Source organism: Extibacter muris (assembly GCF_004345005.1).
Lineage (GTDB): Bacteria > Bacillota > Clostridia > Lachnospirales > Lachnospiraceae > Extibacter > Extibacter muris.
This window is the reverse complement of record NZ_SMMX01000014.1, coordinates 16,786-38,810: the sequence shown is the minus strand read 5'-3', so window position 1 is coordinate 38,810 and position 22,025 is coordinate 16,786. Positions and strand designations below refer to the sequence as shown.

Here is a 22,025-nt window from a genome sequence, read left to right as displayed (position 1 = left end):
AAAAGTGAGTTATGCCTGAGATTGATTTTTGCGATTTCTAAAACCGGAAAACGCTCTTTTGATTGATTCATTTCCACCGAATTTCCCCTTTCTTTTTGCTTCATAAATCAGGATTGTGAAGATAACCAGCAGCAGAGAAAGTCCTGCCATCAATAATCTGTTTTGCATCAGGTTCTGAAAATGGTCAAGGTAATCCTGCGTCCGGAACCAGCTGTCTGCGCCAACATTATGGCGGGGAGCCAGACGGAACAGGGAATATCCTGAACGGACAGTTTTGATGCCCAGATTGACATCGAACATCCACCACAGCCCCTGCACGGCAACCGCAATCGGTGTACCGGTCAGCTCCGTCAGAAACATGCCGATTGCCGTGGATATCATTACGCTTGGCATAAGCCAGCCCAAATCGTATTTCAGCGGAGCCAGGTAATCCAGGTCCATTCCGCTGTAGGTGCTCCAGACAAGCATATTCGACAGGTATGACAGGATGATCACCGGGAGCATTGCTGCCGTGACCAGCGCAAGGTAACGAACCAATGTCAGTTTGACAGCAGATGTCTTCTTTGTATAGATTAGCGCCTCCATTTTGGCACGCTGGTCTTTCATACACAGAATCACCGCCAGAAATACCGGCAGAATGGAAAGTACCATCACGCCTGCATAGTCTGAAAACAAGCGAGCGTATCCACCGGTGATCTGATCCGAGCTTAAAGCAAGCTCATACCGTTCCTTTGCCTCCTCATAGGTCAGCGGAACTGTCCCATACTGAGACAGGGAATCGGACGCATACTTTGAACCGCCGCCCAGTAAGTCGTCCGCCTGCTTCATCAGTTCCTGAAAGCGGGAATATTCTAAGTCATCACGCACGGCAAAGACCAGCTTTTCCGGTTCGCTCTGTTGCTTTGCATCTGAGTCTATGGTAAAGCCGCCATCCTCTCCCTGCCGCATATTGTCTCCACCGATTTGGAAAGTGTAATTGTCAGGGCTGCCGGAATCAATTCCCGCCACTTCCTGTAAAAGTGTTTCTTTGTTGATTCCCGTAATCTCAGAAAGGATTTCAGCCATTCCCGTCTGCTCACCTTCACTAAGCTTGACATGTTTGATAAACCCAATGGGATAGGTGGTATAGTTATTATCGCTGAACTCAGACAGCAGATTACGCAGCGCAGACGGCATGACCATCTCCGGAATTTCCTCATACTTATACCCATAACTGCCGCTGACCCCACCCGGCTGCGGCTCCTGCAGCAAGTCATCCTTAAATTGAAAAACACCCTGGGAGAACAATCCAATCACAATAGCCGCAACAAAGATGAGATAGGGAATGGATACCACGATTTTCTTCATTTCCCGTACAAACAGCATTACCACTCACCTCCGATTTCGCCCAGGATATCGCGTACTCCGCTGGTATGGAGATACAGCATATATGCGTCCTCAATGTTCGGCTCGCAGGCTTTGGCGCCCTGCATCAAGGTATCCGCAATAAACCGGATATGAACTTTATTGCCCTGTGTGTGCATGCTGGTAATGGAAAGCTGCCTTTTGAGCTGCGGCAGCTCTCTTTTAGAAACTGTCATGGTAAAGACTCTGCCTTCGGATGCCTGCAGCAGCTCATCTACTGTACCGTTATAGATGACTCTGCCTTCGTTGATAATGGCAATATCCTCGCATGTGGCTTCTATGTCTCCTACAATGTGTGTGGAGAGAATGACTATTTTATCCTCTGCAATTTCGGACAGCAGGTTTCGGAAACGAACGCGCTCCTCCGGGTCCAGGCCGGCAGTGGGTTCGTCAACAATCAGTACCTTAGGATCATTTAATAACGCCTGGGCAATTCCAAGCCTTCGCTTCATGCCGCCGGAAAGCGCTTTTACTTTTTTGTTTCTGTGTTCTGACAGATTCACCTTTTTCAGCAATGCGTCGATGCGTTTTTTTCTTTCATCGCCGTTCAGCCCTGAAAGAATCGCCAGATATTCCATGGCCTCTCCCACATTCATGGATGGGTACATGGAAAACTCCTGCGGAAGATATCCGATAATCTTACGGATTTCTCCAGCGTTTTCGATGGGGACGCCGCAAACCGTAATTTCGCCGTCCTTTTTCTGAAGCAGTGTAGCCAAGGTTTTCATCAGCGTAGTTTTACCCGCACCGTTGCGGCCAAGCAGTCCGAACATCCCCTGATGGATTGAAAGACTGACATCATACAGCGCCTGTTTCTTTCCATAAAATTTATTCAGATTTTTGATTTCAATGGAATTATTCATTTGAAAAAGCTCCTTTCCTCAGATGCGTCTCTCATCTGATGGGTATAGGATAGAAAGAGATTTTCAACTTTTTATCTACAGGATGAAAAAAACTGCAAAACACCAGGTAACCTAAATAGATTTCAAATATCCACAAAAAACGACGACTTTGATCTCTCAAAGTCGCCGTTTCATTTTAGCGAAATCATGGAATATATTTTTCAAAGCGGCATTGCTCGACTACTTTGCTTCCTAAGAGCGTAATTGCCTTTCGGGGACAGGAACTAATGCAGCGGTAACACATTGTGCAGCGATTTCCTGCAACAACCTTTCCATTTTCCACATGAAGATTTCTCATAGGACATAGCTTTTCACATAAACCGCATCCAATACACTCTGACCCGATTTTCAAATCGTTCGCATAGTCCTTTGTTTTCCCATAGTACCAAAGCCTTTGGCAGAGAAGTCCCGCGATTCGGTCATAGAAATAAATACCATCATGGGGATACTTGCCCTTTTTGATCTTTTCGGCAGTCTCTTCAATTTTCCTGTCAGCCGCTTTAATGATTTCCCGATTCTGTTCAACCGACTTTTTTAGCAGTTTCACATCACAAACCGAATCCGGCATCTGAATATGTAAACCGCCAACTACCTTTGCACCATATTTTTTTAACAAGCGTGCAGAGCAGCCCGCACCGTCGCCGCTAAACAATCCCATTGTGGCAACACACAAAATCTTTTTTCCTTTCCAAAGCGATGAATAACGCTTGATAAAATCTCTTACCATAATAGGCGCATTGGAAAACTGCACAGGGTATGCCAGCACGATAAAATCGTGCTGCGGCAGTGTTTCCATTGCATTAAGACTTTCAATAGGAATGGCCTGCGCCGTTTCGTCTAATAGGCGCAATAGCTTTTCTATACAATGCTTTGTATTTCCTGTCCCGCTTAAATAGATCCCAACCATTTCATTCACCTCACTATAACCACATTCTCAATATCGGTCACTTGCAAATTCTCTTGCTCTTCTCAAACTTGCCTGCATGTCACTGCCTAAATGCCGCAGTAACCACAGCCCCGTTCCGATTGCTCAGCCGGATATATCCGCCGTGCTTTTCGCAGAGGATCTTACCGATATTCAGCCCCATACCGAAATGCTCATTGTCTGTTTCGCTTACCGTTTTGTAAAACGGCTTTGTTGCGTTCTCCAAATCCTTCTCGGCAAACCCGGTTCCGTCATCTGAAACCATCAGATACAGGTATCCATCGGATGAGTCTACCGAAACCGACACTCTTTCTTTTGCAAAACGCGCCGCATTGGCAAGCAGGTTTTCAAATACACGCTGCACAATGGCAGTGTCCACACACAGAGCGGTATCCATCCCTACCTTACATTCACAGGAAAACATTTTGTCTATGCATACGACCTCTCCGGTTTCCTGCAGCTGCTCATAGAGCATCTCCATACTGATAGGCTTCCGGATGATTTCAATGTCCTCCAGTCTCTGCAGATCGCTCATAGTCTGCACGTAGGACTCCAGCCTTACAATGTGCCGGTGCATTATTTCTGATGTGCCGCTCACTTTTTCTGCCGACATTTTCGGCGCATATTGCTGAAGAAGTTCGCTTTGCCCCTTCAGGACCGTCAACGGCGTCCGCAGATCATGGGAAAACGCTGTGTTCAGCCGCTTGCGTTCCTCCATCTGTCGCCACATTTCCTCATTACTTTCCTGCAAAGCCACACGCATCTTCTCGAAAGAGGCGCACAGCTTTCCCAATTCATCTTCTTTGTTATAGACTACCTTGAAATCCAGATTGTTGTCCGCAATCTGCCCGGCGGCGTGATCCAGTATGGCAAGAGGCGTTTGCAGCTGCCGCCGGTAAAACAAAACACTGGTCCCCACAATGCAGAAGATAAAGCAAATCGGATAGACGGCTATACTGAAAAAGCTCATTGCGTCATCCAGCCGCTGTTCAAACGGCGTGAAGTAGGAACGCAGATCCCTGGTATAGTAGGCAATCAGATGCCCTTTCTCAACCTCGATTTCCTTATGTGTTTCTTCATAAATGATCTGATATTTGTTATATATCCGGGACTGGACAAACTGGCATGTGTTGGACAGCAGCAGGGAAAAGAGGAGAGCCGTTACAATGCACCCCAGCATATACCATATAAATATGGTCTTGATGGATCTTTTGGAGAAGAGATTTTTTATTTTGCCCATTTGTATCCCACTCCCCAGACTGTTTCCACATACGGCTTTGCGTCTGCCGCTGCAAGCTTTGTGCGGATACGGCGGATATGCTCTGCCACAACCGAAGATTCCCCTTCGCTGTCATATCCCCAGACAAGCTCGTAAATCCGTTCCTTGCTGAATATTTGTCCCGGATAACTGGACAGTAACTCAATAATATCAAACTCCTTTTTGGCAAGGGAGACTTCCTCGCCATTAAAGTACAAGCGCCGTTCTGTATAGTCAATTGCCAATTTATCGTCAAGCCGGACTTTCGGCGTCTCTCCTCTGCGGCGTTCCCGTCTGAGATGCGCGGCCACCCGTGCGCCAAGCTCATCCAGTGAAAACGGCTTTACAATGTAATCGTCTCCGCCAAGGCCAAATCCCTTGATTTTATCGCGGTCCTCCACTCTTGCAGTTAAAAACAGAATCGGGCAGCTGACAAAATCCCGTATCCGGGCACAAACCTCTAATCCATCTATGTCGGGCATATTGATATCCAGAAGGATCAGATCCGGCTGTTTTCCCGCCTTATGGATCGCTTCCATGCCGTTAGTTGCGGTCATTACGTCGTAATTGTTGTACATAAAATAATCTTCCAGCGTGGAAACGATATCCGCTTCATCGTCCACAATTAAAATTGTATCCCTCATTTTGCGCACCTCCAATATATGGATTTAAACTTATCTTGCAATTTTCAACATTTTATCTACTTTTTATTTTATGCAGGTCCGCCTTTTCCATTCTGAAAGCTTGGTATTCAAGATGCCCCTTACAATTATATACGATTAAACACACAAATTACAAATCTTTCTGAACATAGTAAGGAAGGCTGTCTCTTTCCAGAGCAGCCTTCCTTCTCCTTAGTTTGTTCTGGAATTCTATTTATGATACCTCTGCATTCTTCTTATATATACTTTCGCACTCCTTACAGGTAATCGCCAACCTGTAATCCTTCAGCTTTTTAGAAAGAATTGTGATCAGCGGGGAAGAGTCTTTTGGGCAGCATAAGCGGTTTTTTATCGTAATCAGTTCCTCATCACAAGGACTGCCCGGAACACTGTCCTCGAAATCAATCAGGATACTGCCGTGATTGCCACAGTTACACTCATACTGAAATTCCACCTTGTCATAGGTTGCGTAGCAGAGATATCCGATATTTTCTCCACATTCAGTACAGTAGGTCCAGCCGCCGTAATTTGCCGCCAGCCTTGTATTCACTAAATTCTTTGTTTTAATTTTTCTTGCCATATAAATTTCTAACCTTTCATCTTTTATTTGTTTGTTGTTCTATCGCAGCTTTAAGATTGTCAATATACTTTGTTTGCTGTTTTTTCAGGTACCCCTTCACAAAGAGATTCATGATTGCCTTTTTTACCTGAACCTCCTCTGTAAAAGTAATCTGAGTACCACCGTCATGCCTCTCAAATATTCCGCTCCAGTTTCCGCTCATATTCTCATTTTCCATTGCAAATCGGTATTCCTTGTACGGCTCTTTCGCTGTGATGCGAAAATGTGTTATGAACCCACTCGTTGTATACTCATCAAACCGATTTTCATCTATGATTACGATTTTGGACAAATCACTCCGCCATCTATAATTTTCATTATCCACAACAATATCCCAGACTGTTTTGATATCACAGGGGAATTGTGCCGTTATCGTTGATTGCTTCATAAACAACCACCCTGCCGATCCTTTTCTTTCAATTCGATAGTTGGTAGCACTAATTTAATCATTTGCTTTTTCTCCATAACAAACACCTTAGCCAAAAAGTTTCTCCTTAAAGCAATTTGGCTTTCCCGTCGGTTTGGCGGTAAGTCTAAACATAACGCAGCCATCGGGACACACAAGAGTCTTGGTGTACTTTCCGTCCCCGCCGATATTTTCTAAATCACCGCCACTCCTGACGGCTTCCATAATGGGAAACATAACCATCATACATTTAGAGCAAATACCCTGCCCATCCTGATTTACCGGGCATCCATAGGTACAGGTGTACTTGTCGCCAATTTCTTCACCGTTGCGGCAATAGCGTTCTGTACTATCTCCGCGCAGAAAGTTGATAACCTCAATTTCCCATTCGTATTCTTCATCGTACCATTTTTTCATATCGGGTCTCTTCCATACTGGAATTTAGTTCTGTGTTAGCCAGATAAGCTGGAAGCTGTCACTTAAACATATGCGAAGCTTGCGGGCAACACATTTGCAAACAACCCTGAAGCAAGGACGAGAAGTGCTATTACAGATATTCCTACTCCAACGGTTCTACATAGCCTGGGCCATGTGATATATCCGCTAATTTCACTGTTTCGCCACTTCCTTCAGTTTTATTTGCCACTTCATCCTCTTCTTAGCTGGTTCCAAGTTTAAGGAAAACGACTCAGTTCCATTGCTTAAATACAACGATTTCTGCGTCCTCACCGTAACCGCTATACTCAGATACCATCAGATACTTTTCATCTGCCATAATGCCATAGCATCTGTCGCTGCCTTTCTTCTGCAGCTGGTTACCAAAATAGATTTTGTTGTCATCCCAGAACTTAATAACCTCACCGTTTGGAAGGGAATATTCAATATTGGCGAAAGAGCCTTTAAGTGCGTTCAGTTCTGTTACCTCTTCCATGTCCGGAATATCCAGGGCATTAAATGCCGCCAGCAGTTTTTTCTTGAATCTGCAAAGCTCATCTTCACCTTTTTTGCAGCATAAAGCGACCATGCATTCTGCGCCGAAAGGACGGCCACCTGTCGCATCGCATCCCTTGCAGCCGCTGCTTAACTCGCAATTCATACAGTCAATTCCACAAATCGATCCCATGATCTTCAATCCTCCGTTTCTGATTTTGTTTTCTGTTTCCCCCTGCATCCAAACCTTAGCATAATATCTTTCTGCTCTCCCCGCCTGCGTCAAGGCGGGGAAAACAGAATGAATTCTCATCTTTTGGCGCAGTGGAAAGCGTTATGGACAATCACAGCTTCCTAATTGGGAAATACATATAGCCTTTCCCGGTCCGCGGGCAGGTGAAATCATGAACAGCGCCGACCAGTGGAATATTATTTTCTTCCAAATATTTGATTACTTCTGGAAAGCTGCTGTCATTTTCACGTTCCGCGTAAATGTATTCGTAGCCCGGAACCACCCACTTTGTCCAGCCGTCAGGAGCCTCTGCATCGTCACTGCACTCCACACCGGCGAGATACAGCCCGTCACTGAAATTCTCCCATGGACGGAATGAGCGTGAGAAATCAGTCATCGCTCCCCATATCCCACTGATATTACCGTCCTCATCCTTCTTGGCTAAATGTTGAACCTCTCCAAAATGAGAGTTCGCGTCATCCCATAGCTTTTGAATAAATCCTGCACCGTCTTTAGTGGAACCCTCTTTTCCGATTACCACAAAGGACTCTTTTACGCATCTCTCGATTTTCATTTTTTGTCCATCCTTTCGTTTGGTTTGAATTAAACTCAGTCGTCTTAATCAGTTAATTAGCTTTATTACATCCTGCAGGGTGACTAATGCCATCATACCCATCAACAATACAAAGCCCACCGCGTTCACCGCTGCCTGGTACTTTTCAGGAATTTTGTGTTTGAACAACAGCAGTGCTACGATATCCACCAGCAGAAAGAAAATTCTTCCTCCATCCAGAGCCGGAATAGGCAGCATATTCATTACCGCCAGGTTGATTGCAATCAGAGCAGCAAGAAAGGCAATGTCTCTCACCGCACTGGATGCAGATTCAGAAGATGTTCCTACCTCTGTCATAATAGACATGATTCCCACCGGACCGCTCAGTTCTTTCACACTTACGGTTCCACGTACCATTTGGGTTATGCTGAACCACATTTGCTGAACAAAGTCCAAGGTCTGATAGCCGATGAAACGCAAACTTGTTAAAAAATCTGCGGGGACTTGCATCGCTCCCACCTGTAGGCCAAAACTATTCTGTTTCTCTCCATAGGTTCCGCGGTAGAGAGGCAGATCTTCCAAGACAATTAACTTGCCGTTTCGTATAACCTCTATATCGATCCCCTGACCATCGTTAAAACTCAGAAACATCGCTGCATCCCCTCGGATATAAGTTCGCCAGCCATCAACTTTATAAAAAACATCTCCAACCATCAGGCCGTTCTCACCCTCCAAAGGAAACCCCTCGCTGAACCCAGATACCTGATCTACATAAAAACTGCTGGCTCCTGCAAAGAGTACAGCTATAATCACAATACCTGTGAGAAGATTCATGAAAGACCCGCCAGCCAAAATCACGAATTTTTTCCAGAATCCCTGACGGGCTAAACAGCGCTCATCCCCGGTGTCTTCATCCTGCCCCTCCAGAGCACAGAAACCGCCAATTGGCAGGAGGCGAATGGAATACTGGGTTTCTTCCGTTTCCCTATGCCAGATGCAGGGACCCATACCGATGGAAAATTCATTAACCCTCACCCCACAGAGTCGAGCTGCCAAAAAGTGCCCCAGCTCGTGGATTGCTATCAAAAAACCGAAAATGAAGATTGCAGCTAAAATAAAGACTATTTTCATAATTGAAAATGCTCCTTTCCAATGTGTCACTTTTCTTGCAGTTACATTTCAACCATCCTTTAGTATTTGTTGTCCTAATCCGCACGTCTGATTTCCGCTGCGGGGCAAGCTCGTCGTCTCTACAGTATTTTTCCAGAGAGCAGATCTTGCCATCTTTTTCACAATAGGAAGAAAATCACATGAAAGGACATCTTCTTATCCTTAGTATACACATGAACAACTGCAATCTATAGACCGCCTGCCATTTTCTACCCACTTTCGCCGTTCCATTCGCCAGGATACGCTCATCCGGCTTTTATATTCCGCTCTCCTCGCATAAGCTGCTCACCTCGCTTTTGGTTCATGCCCGTATCCTAAATGTTCTGTTTTAATAGCTTAGTATAACAGATTTCCAATCTCTTTGCGTAGCATTTCAACCCCATCTAATGATAGCTTTCCTTATATCTCCAGGTAAGCCGGGATTGCAGGTAAGCCCAGAAGGGAAGTTGTTCCCCTCTGGGCTTGATAGCAAATTCTACTACATTTTAGTCAGGCATGAGGTTGTGCTGAGCAGGCTCTTCCTTCTGATTTCCGGAAGACGGTTGATTGGCGGCGCCGTCCTCCATAGCCTGGCCCGCCTCTTCAGTCGAGGATACGGAGACACCCAGCGGCATATCTTTACCAATAATCTCTCTGATAACTGGAACCAGCAGGTCGCTCTGCTCGATATGTATACCTGAAGCTTTGACTGCCAAGGCAATATCCAACCGGTCGTTTATGATTAGCGGCACCTGATACTGATCCGTAATCCGCTTTACTTCCCGTGCCTGCCGGTAAAATGCCAGGGAAGAGCTGTCCTTTTCCCGAAGCTGTACCATTGTACAGCCGCCGAGGATAATCGGAAGCTCTTTCAGACGCAGTACAGGCATAAAAAATTACTTCCCTACGCCAGTATTAGCCGACAGGTCCAGAGATCAGGTCTTAACCTTTTTCAACTTGTTCAGTTCCTTCGCAAACACAGATAATCAGTATTAAATTGAAAACAAAAGGACGCCCACAAGGAGCGTCCTGAAAATACAAATGCCGTATTCATTCAGCTCCCTACGTTGGTATTGACCAACAGGTTCAAAGGGTCAGGTTTTACCTTCTCAACTACGCAGTAGTCCCCCTGCTTTTAATTTATTATACCATGTCTGTGTGAATTGGCAAATCGGCTGTTCGGCCTGGCGTTGCTTCACTATTATATTCCTTTCATCCGGTTTGGCTTTATCTTTCCGGCATCTGAAACCCTTCCAGCGCTTTGTTCAGATAATCGTTAAACGGCTTCATAATGCGGAACAGCTTTACCGCTTCTGTTACAAATACCTCTGCATCTGCCAGCGCTTCATCTGCCAACGGGTATTCCAAATACCAGCTTTTGAACTTTAACCATTCTGCCTGGGGATGCTCCTTGCCATACCCTGAAGGAACATTCTAAAGCGATGTCCCCTGAACCCTAAAGTGTTTCTCAAATTCTGGGGCATGAATGATTTCCTCAAATTCTTCACCGCGTTCTGTAATATAGTCGCGGATCATTTCGGTTGCATCTCGAAACGAACTTGCAAACAGTCCTCCTCCAAGGAAGGACTGCCCTCCCGGCTTAATCATCAGATAATACCCCACCGGAACAGGCAGCTTCCCTTTAGAGGAAATATGTGCGCGGAACGCTGGGTTGTATGGGGTTCTATCACTTCCAAACCGAGGATATCGAATCAATGTAAAGGTATTATCCCTTGGCTGAATATGTAAAATGCTATTGTCAAACTTCCCGATACGCAAAATGAGCTCATGAATCAACTCTTCAAACTGTTCGGTTGTTGCTTTCGTTTCCGCATTATGTGCGTTATACCATCCCCGATTGTTATGCTCATTCAAGTCGGTCAAGTACTTTAAAATCCACTTGGTCTCCATTATCTGTACCTCCATAACCGAGAAGGAATGGCCATTAAAGAAATCTGCCAATCTATATATGCCAACTGCCATTTGATGTTATCATTTCTACACACACATTACAACAAAATGTTCCTTTTTTGCAGATTGTAGGGCGGTTTTTGCATGCTGTTAGTTATGAGAAAGCTTGCTGTATGGCTACCAGTCTTTATATTTGATGTCTTCTGCTTGTATCTGGACATCTTTTTCATCTTGTACAACTTCTATCCCCATATTCACCCTTACTTCATTTCTTAAATGTCTGGATTATGATGTCGTATCCCTACTTTTTAAATCCTATTTTCAATTTGGGGACTTCTCCCTTGATTCGATGTCCAAGAAAAAAGAGCCGACTTTTCCTCTTTTTCTTCCGGCCAACTCGTAAATGCAAAAGGAAATCCATGCAGACACATAATATCAAAGTTCCTGACAGAATCTCTGCCAAAACAATCCGTCGCCAGAGATCAAACATCTTCTGCCATACAAAAAATTCCTGATGAATGGCAAGACTTTGTATCTGCTCTGCTTTATCCTTAAATAGCCTGCTGTAAAATTCAAAATCCGACCAGTAAGTGGGCAGGTAATCACTTCCTGGATTCGCCGCATTCACTCCCGCTATCATAATCACAAGCGCTGTTACCAGACAGCATGGCAGGATACACCGCCTGCCTATCTCCGCCACTTTGACGTCCTTCAGTTCCCCTGTCTTTTTATTCCCTATCGCTTTTGGTATCTTACGAGTTCTCTTTAAAGCCATAATTCCAATCACGATCAGGGAAACTGCCAGAATCATAAAATACAGCAGACTATCCAAAACGTAGTACAGCTGGCCGTCAACCTGCTGGCCGTCAGTGCTTCCAAATAACGCTTCTATGATACTAACTGCCTGATTTACAGACTGATTCTCCTCCTTTTTGCGCACCGTAATCCCGTCAAATACTTCTCCTTTTTCTGCCGGAATCACACAGACAGGGATATCCCCCTTCAACACCCCGACAATCTGCCAGATCTTTTCATCCATTTTGACTTCCAGCCCCAGCACATTGTCTGAGCCAAACAACTGCCGCACCGTATCCTGGCCAAGCAGACAGACGTTCTCTTCCCCTTCTGTAAAATATCTCCCAACAGCCAGTTCCTTTCCAAAGATGGCGGCCGGCTGCCCTTTCATCCGATAGCAGGACACTTTCTGGTCGTGGCCGGTATCCTCGGACAGTACCTTGAAGTCCCCGCATGCTTTCCAGACTGTCCCTTCTGAAAAGATCTCACAGTCTTCACTTTTTTTCCACTGCTCAAAGGATGTTTCTGTCACAGCTCCTGCCGGATAAGATAAGGAAATCATATCAGCCTGTTCCTTTAACCGCAAAAGCCCATTTATAATCCAGATATTCGCCATGACAAATACCAGCATCAATACCGAAATCCGAATTTTCTGCCATCTAATTTTCATTCTCTCTCCTACGCCTGTTTCCATACAAAAAGCATTAATCTCATTCTTATTTTTTTAATAAATAATTATCAGCCGCATATCTGTTTTTACTCTTTTAGCCGCACCCGGTCTCCTTCTACCACATACTTTTCGGATGATACAATCACCTGATCCGTGTTTGTAAGTGTGGAGGTGATCGCCGCACTTTTCAAATCTTTTTCTAACACAGTAACCGGAACGCGTTTTGCAGTCTGTAGCGTGCCAAGCATACGGTCTTCTTCGGAAAGAATCAGACAGTACGCTTCATTTGCATCTTCCCGCAGTGCGCTTAGCGGAATAATCTGATCATACTCTTTTTCTGATGATATCTCAATACTCCAGGTAAACTGTTCCCCGCCTCCCACATTGGTATTCTCCGGAAGCGGCGCCCGCCAGAACATTTGCATAGAAGAAACACCTCCGCCGGCCGCGTCATCCCCGCCGGCCGCGTCATCCCCGCTGCCTGCCCCGGCTGTTTCTCCCGTCTCCATTCCTATGGACTCAATCTTTACGGTTTTTTTCTTCCCTGCTGCAAGCTGGACTTCTACTTCGGCACCGGTTTTTAACTTTTCTTTATCTTCTGCCTTGACCATGCCCTTTAGCTGGAAACCGCCGCTCCCAGTCACAAAAATTTCCGAGCCTGTAGTAACTGCGCCGGCCTGCACGCCAACCTGCAATACGGTACAATCTGAAACAGCGCAGATCTTACCGTCTGCTGCCTGATAGGACAAAAGGCGTTCCAGCTCCTTCCTGGCCTGTTCAACCTGCACCTGCGCTGCTTCAGCCCCCAAAAGCGCCGCCTGGGCCTCATTTGCTGCATTCGTATTCTGAGCCGCGTCCTCCTGTCTTGCCAGTTCATAAGCATTCTGCGCCTGGTTTACCGCCTGCTGGGCTGTCTGTACTCCTGCATTGGCTTCCTGGAGTGCAGCTTCCAGCTCCTGCTTCTTCGCATTAACGTCGCCATCTTCCCCATCCGGTACAGATGAATTGATAAACTGGTTGTAGGCTGCCTCCGCTTCCGCCGCTTTCTGCTGGGCCGTCTGAAGCCCAAGCTGCGCCTCGGAAAGCGTCTGCCCTGCCCCTGTCGTTGCCGGAACCCTCGCTGGTTCCCTGGCAGATGCCTTCTGCTGTGATACCTGCAATTCTAACTGGTTCAGTTCAGCCTGTTTCTTATCAATTGACTGCTGCAGATATTCCTTACGGAACTGAACCAGAGCTCCCCCTGCTTTTACCGTGCTTCCCGGATCTGCTACCCATTCCACCTGCTGCTCAGGCCATAAAAATATCTGGTCCTGCTGTACCGTCACCACAGTACCGTTCCCATCGCAAGAATAAGACAGCTTTCCCCGTCCCACCTTCTCTACTCCCACCTGAGCTACCCGCATAGAGGCTGCCGCTCTGGAAATAACCCCGCCGGCCGCCATAATGACCAGAAAGCCGGCGATAATCCGTATCATCCATTTTTGATTTATCGTTTTTTTCCTGTCCACTTCGTCAATCCTTCCATAATTAGTGTCTTGTCTCGTTGATAGACAAGCGAACCCTTGCATATCCCTGTAAAAAGGGCTAAGCCTTCACTCCGGATGCCACAATCCCCTGTTCCAGGCTGTCCTGGCCATAGAAGAACAGGAGCAGAGCCGGAAGCAGTGTTACGATGGATGCCGCAAAAGCCGCTGCAATCTCCGTATTTACCATCTGCGGCAGATAAAGCGACAGGGGCCACAGTGCCTCTGTCTTAAGGTATGTCATTGGCTGTTCGATTGTATTCCAGTATTCCAGGAATCCCAGTATCAGGATAGAGAAAATACCTGGCATTCCCAACGGTATGCCCATAGATACAAATATCCTCAGATTCCCGGCCCCGTCAATCTTTGCCGCCTCCAGCAGTTCCTTTGGAATATCGGCAAAGGTCTTCTGCAGGATAAATACCGGCAGTGTGGAGAAAATACCCGGCAGGATCACCGCCGCACGGGTGTCCATTAAGTCCATCGTATTCAGAACCAGATACCCTGATACCATTGTTACCTGAAACGGCAGAATCATCAGAAGCATATACAGAAACCACAGCACCTTTTTCCCCGGAAAACGGAACTGGGCAAATGCCCATGCCGCAGGCACCGCTGCAAGGAGCTGCCCTGCCAGCACCAGGATGGTCTGTATCATGGAATTCCAGAAAGCGGTAAAATACTCCGGCGAATCCAGCAAAAGGCGCACATACGCACGCAGTGTCGGATACATGGGGAAAATTCGCAGCTTTGCATTTTCCCCGTAATCCGCAAGCACCGCGCCGCATGTCTCCAGAAGTTCCTGTCTTCCCATCAGGGAATTTGCAGTAAGCATAAAGAGCGGAAACACCATAACCGCAAGGACAATCAGAAGGAACAGCCTAAGACTCCACTGCACCAGCACTTTATATCCTCCGCTCTTCGATTTTCTTTGTATGATTTTTCCACCATTCTTCCGCACCCAGTATCCCTCCTGTCAGAATGACTAACATCACAGCCGCCGCCGTCATCTTCTGGATATCCAGATTCACAAACCAGTTGTTGAAAAGATGCTGCAGCATATAAATACTCTCATGGGGATAGTCTCCCGCCAAAAGATACGCCTCCCGGAATACCCGGAATGCGTTCACAAACGAAAGAAGCCCCGTTACAAATGTCGTTTCTTTTAACTGCGGCAGGGTAATATACCAGAAACAAGCCCATTCTCCCGCCCCCTGTACCCTTGCCGCCTCATACTGCTCCTCCGGGATTGCGCCAAGACCCGCAAGCCAGAGTATCATGTCATAGCCAAGATTTTTCCATATATAACAGGCAACCAGTATCCAGAATGCCGAGTCAGACGCAAGCCAATCACGCCCTGTAATCCCGAATACTCCTACAAGCTGCCCAAGCCATCCTTTTTCATCAAATACCATCTGAAAGAAAACCACTACAGATGCCGCCGGAATCGCCATCGGAAGGAGGAACCCTGTCTTCATCCATCTCTGGAACTTTGTCACATGGCCTACTAAAACCGCCGTGCCAAGCGACAGGACCAGAAGTAAGGGAAGGCAGACCGCCATGAATCTTGCCGTATTCCCTGCTGCCAGGCGAAATGCCTCATTCTCCACCACCATCCGGTAGTTTTCCACGCCGACAAACCCGCTGCCTACTGCCTGCTGGAAAGACCTTTTGACCACATCCATAAATGGAATGAGCACAAAGCCCCCCGTCCCCAGGAGGCTTGGGAGCAGGAACAGATATCCGTTCCTGACCTCCCTGCCCCGTCCTGCAGACCTCTTCTTATTCCGCAAGGTACGTATCCACTTTCTGTGCGATGTTTTTCGCTGCCGTTTTTGCATCAACATTTCCTCCCAGACATTCATCTGCCTCTGTCTGATAAATATTCCAGATGACACAGTCCTGTGTAGCCGGCTTCTCTAATGTGCGGCACATGGCAATCAGGCCATCGACCTCCTCTTCTGTCGGGTAGCTTACATCCAGCACAATCTCTTCCTCGCCTTCAAACTTCCAGCTTGACGTGGTCACAAGTCCTGTTGCATATTCACTTGCCAGTTCATCCTTGAGGATTCCCATTCCGGATTCCAATACCGACAGTCCATCTCCTACTGGCTTGCCCTGTACTTCCGGCGAAAACAGATACTTCACAAATTCCTCTGCTATTTCCTTCAGCTTTGTGTCTTTATTAATTCCTATGATACCTTTCGGTATATAAAGCCCATCCAGTGTGTCCGGCGAAAGGCTCATCTGGCTCATAAGCGTATACGGGGTCATCATATCCGTCACGCTTGCAATCTTACTGGTGGCAACACTGTCCGGATGGTTGATAATGGCGGCGCTTCCTCCATTGCTGAACATATCTTGTTGAAAGATCTTTGCCGCCGTTCCCATATCCATCTGGGCTGACCCGTCCTCGTCGAATATTTCTGCCCTGGCATTTGCCGCAATTTTTACTTCTAGCTCCAGCAGATCTGCCAGCTTTTCCTGGTCAACCTTGCCGTCCTTTTTAATAATCTCATCCTGATACATCTGAAATAAGAAATCACGGATATAATCCCTCTGCGCAATTCCAAAAATGCTTGCCTGCGGATGTTCTTCCAAGTAAGATTTCAGGCTGTCAAGGGATGACAGCGCTGCCTTTGTATTTTCATCCCCGTATATAACCGGCACGCTGAATTTCACCGGCATCCCGTATATCTTCCCGTCCTTCTGCGCCGTGCTTTTCAATATTGATTCCAGGTATGTCTCCTGCGCTGTCAGCCCATCTGCCAGGTCTGTGAGGTCAGCCAGGATTCCTTTCTCAATATACGACTCTGCAGAGAGTCCGTCTAACAGAAGCACATCCGCCCCGTTTCCTCCAAGCAGCTCTGTGTTCAGAGTACGGATGTCGTCCATCGTAATCCCTTCCTCTTTTCCAGAAGTCAGAAACTCTACTTTAACATCCGGGTGTGCCTTCTGGAATCCGAGAAGCGCATCCTCTACCGTCGCATTTTCCGAAAGGCCGAATACTCTCAGCGTGTTCTCAGGAACCGCCATTGCCTCAGCATCATATGCATAATGCATAAGGCTCCACGTTGACGCTTTTGGCTGGCTGTAAAGGACATAAAAATCATCCTCCTGCCCTTTTATGACCCCCGCTATATGGTTCAAAGAAGACCCCATTGACGCCATTCCACCATCCAGGACTACTTCTCCAGCCTCGTTGCCCAATACCATCCACATGATGCCTTCCCCAGAAATGATATACCAGTTTTCTTCATTACCGCACATCATCATCTCTTCCTGCTGGTCTATCTTCATCGTCCCCTTCTCTGCTGCCTCGGAATCATAGACCGTAACGACGCCATCCTCCGTATTTACTGCCATATCCCCGCTTTCTGCCGCAAAGAGCATCCTCTGCTCACTAGCACTGCCTTCTACACTGTTAAGCTCCTGCATAACCTCCATTGAAGATGCGTCGATTACTACCACCTTTGACTGGTACATATCACTCAGCCAGTAGTTCCCTGCACCGTCAACCTGAAGATTGGTCACCGCGGGATATCCGTTATCGCCCTGCTGGCTAAGATAAGGAATGGACTGCTCAGCACCCGTCTGTCCATCTTCACTTTTTGCGATATGCGTAAGCATCTCTTCGTCCGTACTTCTTGCAATCTGTGCCCCCTCTTTTGTTTCCTGTATCTCCTGCAGGCGGAGATGCTGCCCTCCATAAAGCTGGGTGATCCAATCCAGCGTAGTCTGTTCCCAGTTCCCTTCCTTGTATTCATAACGGAATACCCTCGCCCCTTCTGCCTCTGAGAATAAAATCGGGGTTCCATCCTTTGATTTCACCATATTCAGGATTTTCTCGCCCTCCTGTACAGGCAGTTCTATATCCTCTTCCACATAACGGCCCTTCACGGAAGTATTCTCTTTATCCTGTTCCTCTGTTTTTCCCTTGCCGCAGCCGGATAATAAGCCGACTGCCAGTACGGCAGGTAATAAAAATGCCACCGTACGCCTTACGTATTTTTCATGCCTTCCCATTTTCATTCACATAAGTCTCCCTTCATACATATTGCACAGCTTATGAAAATCTGTATGCCATTCTTACAGAAATCAAGCCGGCCATAAATGCTATCTACTACTATACACATTTTTCCTCAAAAAGACTTCCAACGAATAAAAATACTTTTTCGCCCTTTGTTAAGGTTTTTTTGAGATTTCTGTCTGTATATATAAAAAACAACCCCTATCTGGAATTTCTTCCAACAGAGGTTGTTTCTCTCTTATCTCATATTATATACATCAAACCAGGCCTGTCAATTAAAGCAGCTTACCGCTTAATTGCCAAAATTCATAATCATTACGGAAGAAGCATACACGGTATCTCCATCCCTCGTACTTGAAACTTCCGTTGACCTGCATTTACCAAATCGGCACTGCTTCAAGGTGTATCTGTATGCGTTGCTTCCATATCCGTAGATAAACGTACTGTAAAATTTGTCTGCTCTGTAAATATAATCTCCAACTGTTTTGTTTCCCCTGGGTCAAGCACTGCAACCTGCCCCGCATCTCCTTAATCGTCTGTCTGAATCTCCTTTCCCGTAAAAGAAGTTTCCAAAACTTCTTCTATCTCTACTGACAATCCGCATGAAATAATAAGTAAACTTCACGGATTAAGGAAACACAAAAACGGCCCCTCATTTTGCAAAAGAGAACAGAATTATTGTCCACAGCCTGCCCTGATGATAAAATCACATTGTGATTTATATGATGAACAAAGTAAGGAAGGAGTATAAAAAATGCACATTTTAATTGTAGAAGACGACAGAGAATTATGCAACACCTTAAAAAGGCAGCTTTCTGCAAAAAAATATACCGCTGACTGCTGCCATGCTGGAAGCGAGGCAATCTATCTTGCCATATCCGGTGCCTACGACCTGATTCTTCTGGACCGCATGCTGCCAGAGCTTGACGGCTTGGCTATCCTAAAAGCCATCCGCCAGAATCACATCCATGTTCCCATCATCCTAACAACTGCACTGGGTTCCGTGGATGACCGGATTGTCGGCCTAGACTGCGGGGCAGACGACTATCTTGTAAAACCCTACGCAATAGGTGAGCTCCTTGCCCGTATCCGTGCCCTCTCCAGAAGGCCGCATGAATTTTCAGACCAGACCCGTCTTTCCTTTCTGGATATCCAGTTCGATATGGAGGCCAGGATTCTGACCTGCAACGAAAAAGAGCAGCACCTTTCCAAACAGAAGGCTCTCCTTATGGAATTCTTCTTACGTAATCCGGGGAAGCCCCTGACACGGGAACAGATCTTCCTGCGTGTCTGGGGCTCGGAAAGCGCCGTAGAGGACGGAAATCTTGATACATACATTTATTTTCTCAGAAAACACCTGCGCTCTTTGGGGAGCCGGGCAAATATTGCCACAGTACATGGCATGGGATACCGATTGGAGGACAGCAATGTTTCCTAAACTACAGAGAAAGTTAGTTTTTCTTTATACCATAAGTACCGGACTGATTATAACATTTATCCTGTCCATAACATTTCTTTTCTACTTTACCTCACAGGAAAACCGCCAGGAATCACTGTTTCAAAAACATCTTTTTACTCTGATGTCCCAGCTTCAGGGTAGTTTACGGTTCACGGATCTGTTTCTGGCACAGATGGAGGAGAAAAACCAGCTCATAATTCATATAGAAGAAAATAACACGCCCCTTTTCTTTCCCGGTTCATACAGGCCGGATACGAAACGGGAGGCTCTTCTTTCATATGCAGAGAAAGCCGCGGACAAGGAAGGCATTTTCACAGATTCCTACCCTATCTCCTCAAACATGCTGCAGACCTCCATATTTCAAATCCATGGAGACAGGCGGGATGTCTATCTTGGGAATGTCCTTGTCCTCCAGACCCCTACCGGATATAAGAAGCTCACACTGCTGCAGGACATCACTGACAGCAGGAAGAAATCCCTGGAAACCGGGTATTTCTATTTGTTTATAGACCTGCTTGGAATCCTGCTCCTCTTTCTGAGCGGCCGCTGGTTCGTCCGCCGTTCCCTGCGCCCTCTGGAAGAAACATACCAAAAGCAACAGGACTTTGTAGCCGCAGCCTCCCATGAGCTTCGTTCACCGATTGCAGTCATCCAAATGACCGCAGATGCAGTATCTTCCCATTCAGCGGAGGATACCCGTCTGCTTTCTGTTATTAAAAGCGAGTGCCGCAGGGGAAGCGCCCTGATTAAAAATCTTCTGCTCCTTGCTTCTGCCGAACAGAGGGAATGGGCTGTAAGAAAACGGAAATTTGAAATAGATGATCTCCTCCTAAGCCTTTTGGAACTTTATGAACCGCTCTGCCTGTCCAAAAACGGAACCCTGCAGTTACGCCTCCCGGAAGAGCCGCTTTTGCCAGTATCAGCAGACCCTGAGCTGTGCCTGCAGATTTTGACGATACTGCTCGATAACGCCATCACATATTCTCTAACGCGCCCTTCAAGAAAAATCCTTCTTAGGGCTGAACACTGCCATCCCCATACACTGGTTTATGTCGTGGACCACGGCCCCGGAATCCCTGACGAGGAAAAAGAATTTATCTTTGAACGCTTTTATAAAAGTGATAAATCCCGAAATAAAAAAGACCATTTCGGACTTGGCTTGTCCATTGCCATTACCCTTGCAAAAATCCAAGGAATAAAGCTTGGCGTGCAGGATACGGATGGCGGCGGAAGTACATTTTATTTGGAATTATAATGAAAAAAGATATCCTGCTATCAGGCATCTCATTTTTAATCCTGTGTTGACAATAACAATATTGCTGTGAATACATCTTTTTCTATTTTACATGAGAGATAACCTCCATACTTTTCCGCCATCTTATTTACGCTGCCAATTCCCAGCCCATGCAGACCCTTTTCACTTTTTGTTGACAGGAGCGTATTCCCATGCACGGCAATATCCCCAGAGTATCCATTTATAATCCTAAAAACACAAAACCCTCCGATATCCTGCATGAAAATGCGTACCTTCACGTATTTCTGTCCCCGGCATTCTCCGGCAGCACGCAGTGCATTGTCGAGCAAATTCCCCAGTAATGCGACCAGATCTAAATCGGAGACCATATCTAATCTTACTCCCGGCTCCACATAAACATCAAATTCAATCTGGTTCTTTTCCGCCCGTCCCTTTTTCTCAGATAATATCATGTTCAGTACATGGTGGCTGCAGAATATTTCCGTCTCGCTGTTCTCCACATGTCCGCTCATTTCCTCCACTGCCTTCATGATACTTTTACAGTCACCCTGTCTGGCAAAGTTATGAATCATAGACAGGTAATGGTTCATATTATGGACAAACTCGTTATGGCTTCCCTGCACTTCGTCCATCTGTGTATAATATTTTAAATCTGCCTGTTGTTTTGTAATGAGAATCTGGTTTTCCGCATTTTGGTACATTTCTTCCGAATATCTGTTAAATGCATAGAACACAAGGATATTTCCAATCAGCAGAAGGCTGAAGCAAACGGTAATCAGAACTTTCACATAGACATTCGTACCAAAATCAAAACCCGAATAGAAAATTCCTGCCATGATACCAAAACCGGCCACCGGCAGGCACAGATATTCTAAAAAGATATGGTTATCCATCTTCCTCTTCGATGTCCCGATAAACTGTTCTACTAGTACAAACATAATATATGTTAAAAGTTTTAGGGACAGTATCTCCAGATGAACTCCTGACATCAGCATATTCTTCTCATTCGTCTGATTGAAGATGATCGCAAACAGACATTCGCTCGCGAATATAATGGAATATGCGACTACGTAGCATAAAACCCTGCTCTCTGTCTTTCCTTCAAACAAAGCCATCACAAAGACAAAGGTTATGAATGTGAACATAACAAGGTTCAGTTCCCGTTTCCCCACCAGATTTACTGCATACAGGCTGAACACCGCCCCTGCGTTCGCAAGATAAAGTCTCTTAGTTTCCAGTGCCCAGGACTTCTTTTCAAAAAAACATTCAAAAAACGTATAGACAAGATATATCTCCACGACACAGTATACCAATAGTATATATTTATCTATAAAGTTCATAC

20 protein-coding genes, 1 pseudogene and 1 riboswitch are annotated in these 22,025 nt (G+C 46.1%); of the genes and pseudogenes, 2 read left to right on the top strand and 19 right to left on the bottom strand.

Annotation, left to right across the window (positions count from 1 at the left end; all coding sequences use genetic code 11):
- Positions 1 to 9: 9 nt before the first annotated feature.
- From E1963_RS14735 to E1963_RS14650, 18 genes and pseudogenes are all read right to left on the bottom strand, one after another.
- Positions 10 to 1,365 (bottom strand): hypothetical protein, encoded by a 1,356-nt coding sequence (locus E1963_RS14735; RefSeq protein ID WP_132279473.1) that lies wholly within the window; start codon positions 1,363 to 1,365, stop codon positions 10 to 12.
- Positions 1,365 to 2,267, bottom strand: a complete 903-nt coding sequence (locus E1963_RS14730) for an ABC transporter ATP-binding protein (RefSeq protein WP_132279470.1) — start codon at positions 2,265 to 2,267, stop codon at positions 1,365 to 1,367. Before E1963_RS14730 ends, E1963_RS14735 begins: the two co-directional genes overlap by 1 nt.
- A 184-nt stretch (positions 2,268 to 2,451) precedes the next feature.
- Positions 2,452 to 3,213, bottom strand: a complete 762-nt coding sequence (locus E1963_RS14725; RefSeq protein ID WP_132279467.1) for an EFR1 family ferrodoxin — start codon at positions 3,211 to 3,213, stop codon at positions 2,452 to 2,454.
- Positions 3,214 to 3,292: 79 nt separating this feature from the next.
- Positions 3,293 to 4,471, bottom strand: coding sequence for a HAMP domain-containing sensor histidine kinase (locus tag E1963_RS14720; protein WP_132279464.1), 1,179 nt, complete (start codon positions 4,469 to 4,471; stop codon positions 3,293 to 3,295).
- Positions 4,459 to 5,133: a response regulator transcription factor gene (locus E1963_RS14715; RefSeq protein WP_132279461.1), complete on the bottom strand. Its 675-nt coding sequence runs from the start codon at positions 5,131 to 5,133 to the stop codon at positions 4,459 to 4,461. Before E1963_RS14715 ends, E1963_RS14720 begins: the two co-directional genes overlap by 13 nt.
- A 232-nt stretch (positions 5,134 to 5,365) precedes the next feature.
- Positions 5,366 to 5,731 carry a hypothetical protein gene (locus E1963_RS14710; protein ID WP_132279459.1) on the bottom strand — a complete coding sequence of 122 codons (366 nt, stop codon included), beginning with the start codon at positions 5,729 to 5,731 and terminating at the stop codon, positions 5,366 to 5,368.
- Positions 5,732 to 5,747: 16 nt separating this feature from the next.
- The gene (locus E1963_RS14705; protein WP_132279456.1) at positions 5,748 to 6,158 is read right to left on the bottom strand and encodes an SRPBCC family protein; all 411 of its coding nucleotides are present in this window, start codon (positions 6,156 to 6,158) and stop codon (positions 5,748 to 5,750) included.
- Positions 6,159 to 6,245: 87 nt separating this feature from the next.
- Positions 6,246 to 6,593 carry a TIGR04076 family protein gene (locus tag E1963_RS14700; RefSeq protein ID WP_132279453.1) on the bottom strand — a complete coding sequence of 116 codons (348 nt, stop codon included), beginning with the start codon at positions 6,591 to 6,593 and terminating at the stop codon, positions 6,246 to 6,248.
- 271 nt (positions 6,594 to 6,864) lie between these two features.
- Complete coding sequence (locus E1963_RS14695; RefSeq protein ID WP_132279450.1) at positions 6,865 to 7,299, bottom strand: DUF3795 domain-containing protein; 435 nt, start codon at positions 7,297 to 7,299, stop codon at positions 6,865 to 6,867.
- 151 nt (positions 7,300 to 7,450) lie between these two features.
- The gene (locus E1963_RS14690; protein ID WP_132279447.1) at positions 7,451 to 7,912 is read right to left on the bottom strand and encodes a GyrI-like domain-containing protein; all 462 of its coding nucleotides are present in this window, start codon (positions 7,910 to 7,912) and stop codon (positions 7,451 to 7,453) included.
- A 48-nt stretch (positions 7,913 to 7,960) separates the two neighbouring features.
- Complete coding sequence (locus E1963_RS14685; RefSeq protein ID WP_132279444.1) at positions 7,961 to 9,022, bottom strand: M50 family metallopeptidase; 1,062 nt, start codon at positions 9,020 to 9,022, stop codon at positions 7,961 to 7,963.
- A gap of 524 nt (positions 9,023 to 9,546) precedes the next feature.
- Positions 9,547 to 9,930 (bottom strand): thiamine phosphate synthase, encoded by a 384-nt coding sequence (locus E1963_RS14680; RefSeq protein ID WP_132279441.1) that lies wholly within the window; start codon positions 9,928 to 9,930, stop codon positions 9,547 to 9,549.
- A 152-nt stretch (positions 9,931 to 10,082) separates the two neighbouring features.
- A riboswitch (TPP riboswitch) is annotated at positions 10,083 to 10,181 on the bottom strand.
- A gap of 86 nt (positions 10,182 to 10,267) precedes the next feature.
- Positions 10,268 to 10,951 (bottom strand): annotated as a pseudogene (locus E1963_RS14675) (DUF2461 domain-containing protein).
- A 301-nt stretch (positions 10,952 to 11,252) separates the two neighbouring features.
- Positions 11,253 to 12,416, bottom strand: coding sequence for an ABC transporter permease (locus E1963_RS14670; RefSeq protein WP_167482216.1), 1,164 nt, complete (start codon positions 12,414 to 12,416; stop codon positions 11,253 to 11,255).
- 86 nt (positions 12,417 to 12,502) lie between these two features.
- Entirely contained in the window at positions 12,503 to 13,924 is a 1,422-nt protein-coding gene (locus E1963_RS14665) for an efflux RND transporter periplasmic adaptor subunit (protein ID WP_243117751.1), read from the bottom strand.
- 76 nt (positions 13,925 to 14,000) lie between these two features.
- Positions 14,001 to 14,792, bottom strand: a complete 792-nt coding sequence (locus E1963_RS14660) for a carbohydrate ABC transporter permease (protein ID WP_132279566.1) — start codon at positions 14,790 to 14,792, stop codon at positions 14,001 to 14,003.
- 52 nt (positions 14,793 to 14,844) lie between these two features.
- Complete coding sequence (locus E1963_RS14655) at positions 14,845 to 15,780, bottom strand: carbohydrate ABC transporter permease (RefSeq protein WP_132279435.1); 936 nt, start codon at positions 15,778 to 15,780, stop codon at positions 14,845 to 14,847.
- Positions 15,722 to 17,971: an ABC transporter substrate-binding protein gene (locus tag E1963_RS14650; RefSeq protein ID WP_132279432.1), complete on the bottom strand. Its 2,250-nt coding sequence runs from the start codon at positions 17,969 to 17,971 to the stop codon at positions 15,722 to 15,724. Before E1963_RS14650 ends, E1963_RS14655 begins: the two co-directional genes overlap by 59 nt.
- Before the next feature lie 752 nt (positions 17,972 to 18,723).
- Between E1963_RS14650 and E1963_RS14645 the strand changes: the two genes are divergently transcribed.
- The gene (locus tag E1963_RS14645; protein ID WP_132279429.1) at positions 18,724 to 19,407 is read left to right on the top strand and encodes a response regulator transcription factor; all 684 of its coding nucleotides are present in this window, start codon (positions 18,724 to 18,726) and stop codon (positions 19,405 to 19,407) included.
- Between the two features lie 142 nt (positions 19,408 to 19,549).
- A complete protein-coding gene (locus E1963_RS14640) occupies positions 19,550 to 20,683 on the top strand; it encodes a sensor histidine kinase (RefSeq protein ID WP_243117750.1) in 1,134 nt (377 codons plus the stop codon).
- Between the two features lie 35 nt (positions 20,684 to 20,718).
- Here the strand turns inward: E1963_RS14640 and E1963_RS14635 are convergent, their stop codons facing one another.
- On the bottom strand, positions 20,719 to 22,023 hold the full coding sequence (locus tag E1963_RS14635) for an ATP-binding protein (protein ID WP_167482215.1): 1,305 nt from the start codon (positions 22,021 to 22,023) through the stop codon (positions 20,719 to 20,721).
- Positions 22,024 to 22,025 lie beyond the last annotated feature (2 nt).

What these genes read in the sequence shown, in the direction of transcription:
- E1963_RS14710 (WP_132279459.1), bottom strand. Translation starts at nt 5,731, where the DNA reads ATGGCAAGAAAAATTAAAACAAAGAATTTAGTGAATACAAGGCTGGCG.
- E1963_RS14715 (WP_132279461.1), bottom strand. Translation starts at nt 5,133, where the DNA reads ATGAGGGATACAATTTTAATTGTGGACGATGAAGCGGATATCGTTTCC.
- E1963_RS14735 (WP_132279473.1), bottom strand. Translation starts at nt 1,365, where the DNA reads ATGCTGTTTGTACGGGAAATGAAGAAAATCGTGGTATCCATTCCCTAT.
- E1963_RS14730 (WP_132279470.1), bottom strand. Translation starts at nt 2,267, where the DNA reads ATGAATAATTCCATTGAAATCAAAAATCTGAATAAATTTTATGGAAAG.
- E1963_RS14720 (WP_132279464.1), bottom strand. Translation starts at nt 4,471, where the DNA reads ATGGGCAAAATAAAAAATCTCTTCTCCAAAAGATCCATCAAGACCATA.
- E1963_RS14635 (WP_167482215.1), bottom strand. Translation starts at nt 22,023, where the DNA reads ATGAACTTTATAGATAAATATATACTATTGGTATACTGTGTCGTGGAG.
- E1963_RS14640 (WP_243117750.1), top strand. Translation starts at nt 19,550, where the DNA reads ATGTCCCAGCTTCAGGGTAGTTTACGGTTCACGGATCTGTTTCTGGCA.
- E1963_RS14690 (WP_132279447.1), bottom strand. Translation starts at nt 7,912, where the DNA reads ATGAAAATCGAGAGATGCGTAAAAGAGTCCTTTGTGGTAATCGGAAAA.
- E1963_RS14725 (WP_132279467.1), bottom strand. Translation starts at nt 3,213, where the DNA reads ATGGTTGGGATCTATTTAAGCGGGACAGGAAATACAAAGCATTGTATA.
- E1963_RS14650 (WP_132279432.1), bottom strand. Translation starts at nt 17,971, where the DNA reads ATGAAAATGGGAAGGCATGAAAAATACGTAAGGCGTACGGTGGCATTT.
- E1963_RS14695 (WP_132279450.1), bottom strand. Translation starts at nt 7,299, where the DNA reads ATGGGATCGATTTGTGGAATTGACTGTATGAATTGCGAGTTAAGCAGC.
- E1963_RS14700 (WP_132279453.1), bottom strand. Translation starts at nt 6,593, where the DNA reads ATGAAAAAATGGTACGATGAAGAATACGAATGGGAAATTGAGGTTATC.
- E1963_RS14680 (WP_132279441.1), bottom strand. Translation starts at nt 9,930, where the DNA reads ATGCCTGTACTGCGTCTGAAAGAGCTTCCGATTATCCTCGGCGGCTGT.
- E1963_RS14645 (WP_132279429.1), top strand. Translation starts at nt 18,724, where the DNA reads ATGCACATTTTAATTGTAGAAGACGACAGAGAATTATGCAACACCTTA.
- E1963_RS14705 (WP_132279456.1), bottom strand. Translation starts at nt 6,158, where the DNA reads ATGAAGCAATCAACGATAACGGCACAATTCCCCTGTGATATCAAAACA.
- E1963_RS14685 (WP_132279444.1), bottom strand. Translation starts at nt 9,022, where the DNA reads ATGAAAATAGTCTTTATTTTAGCTGCAATCTTCATTTTCGGTTTTTTG.
- E1963_RS14670 (WP_167482216.1), bottom strand. Translation starts at nt 12,416, where the DNA reads ATGAAAATTAGATGGCAGAAAATTCGGATTTCGGTATTGATGCTGGTA.
- E1963_RS14660 (WP_132279566.1), bottom strand. Translation starts at nt 14,792, where the DNA reads ATGGTGTTTCCGCTCTTTATGCTTACTGCAAATTCCCTGATGGGAAGA.
- E1963_RS14655 (WP_132279435.1), bottom strand. Translation starts at nt 15,780, where the DNA reads ATGCAAAAACGGCAGCGAAAAACATCGCACAGAAAGTGGATACGTACC.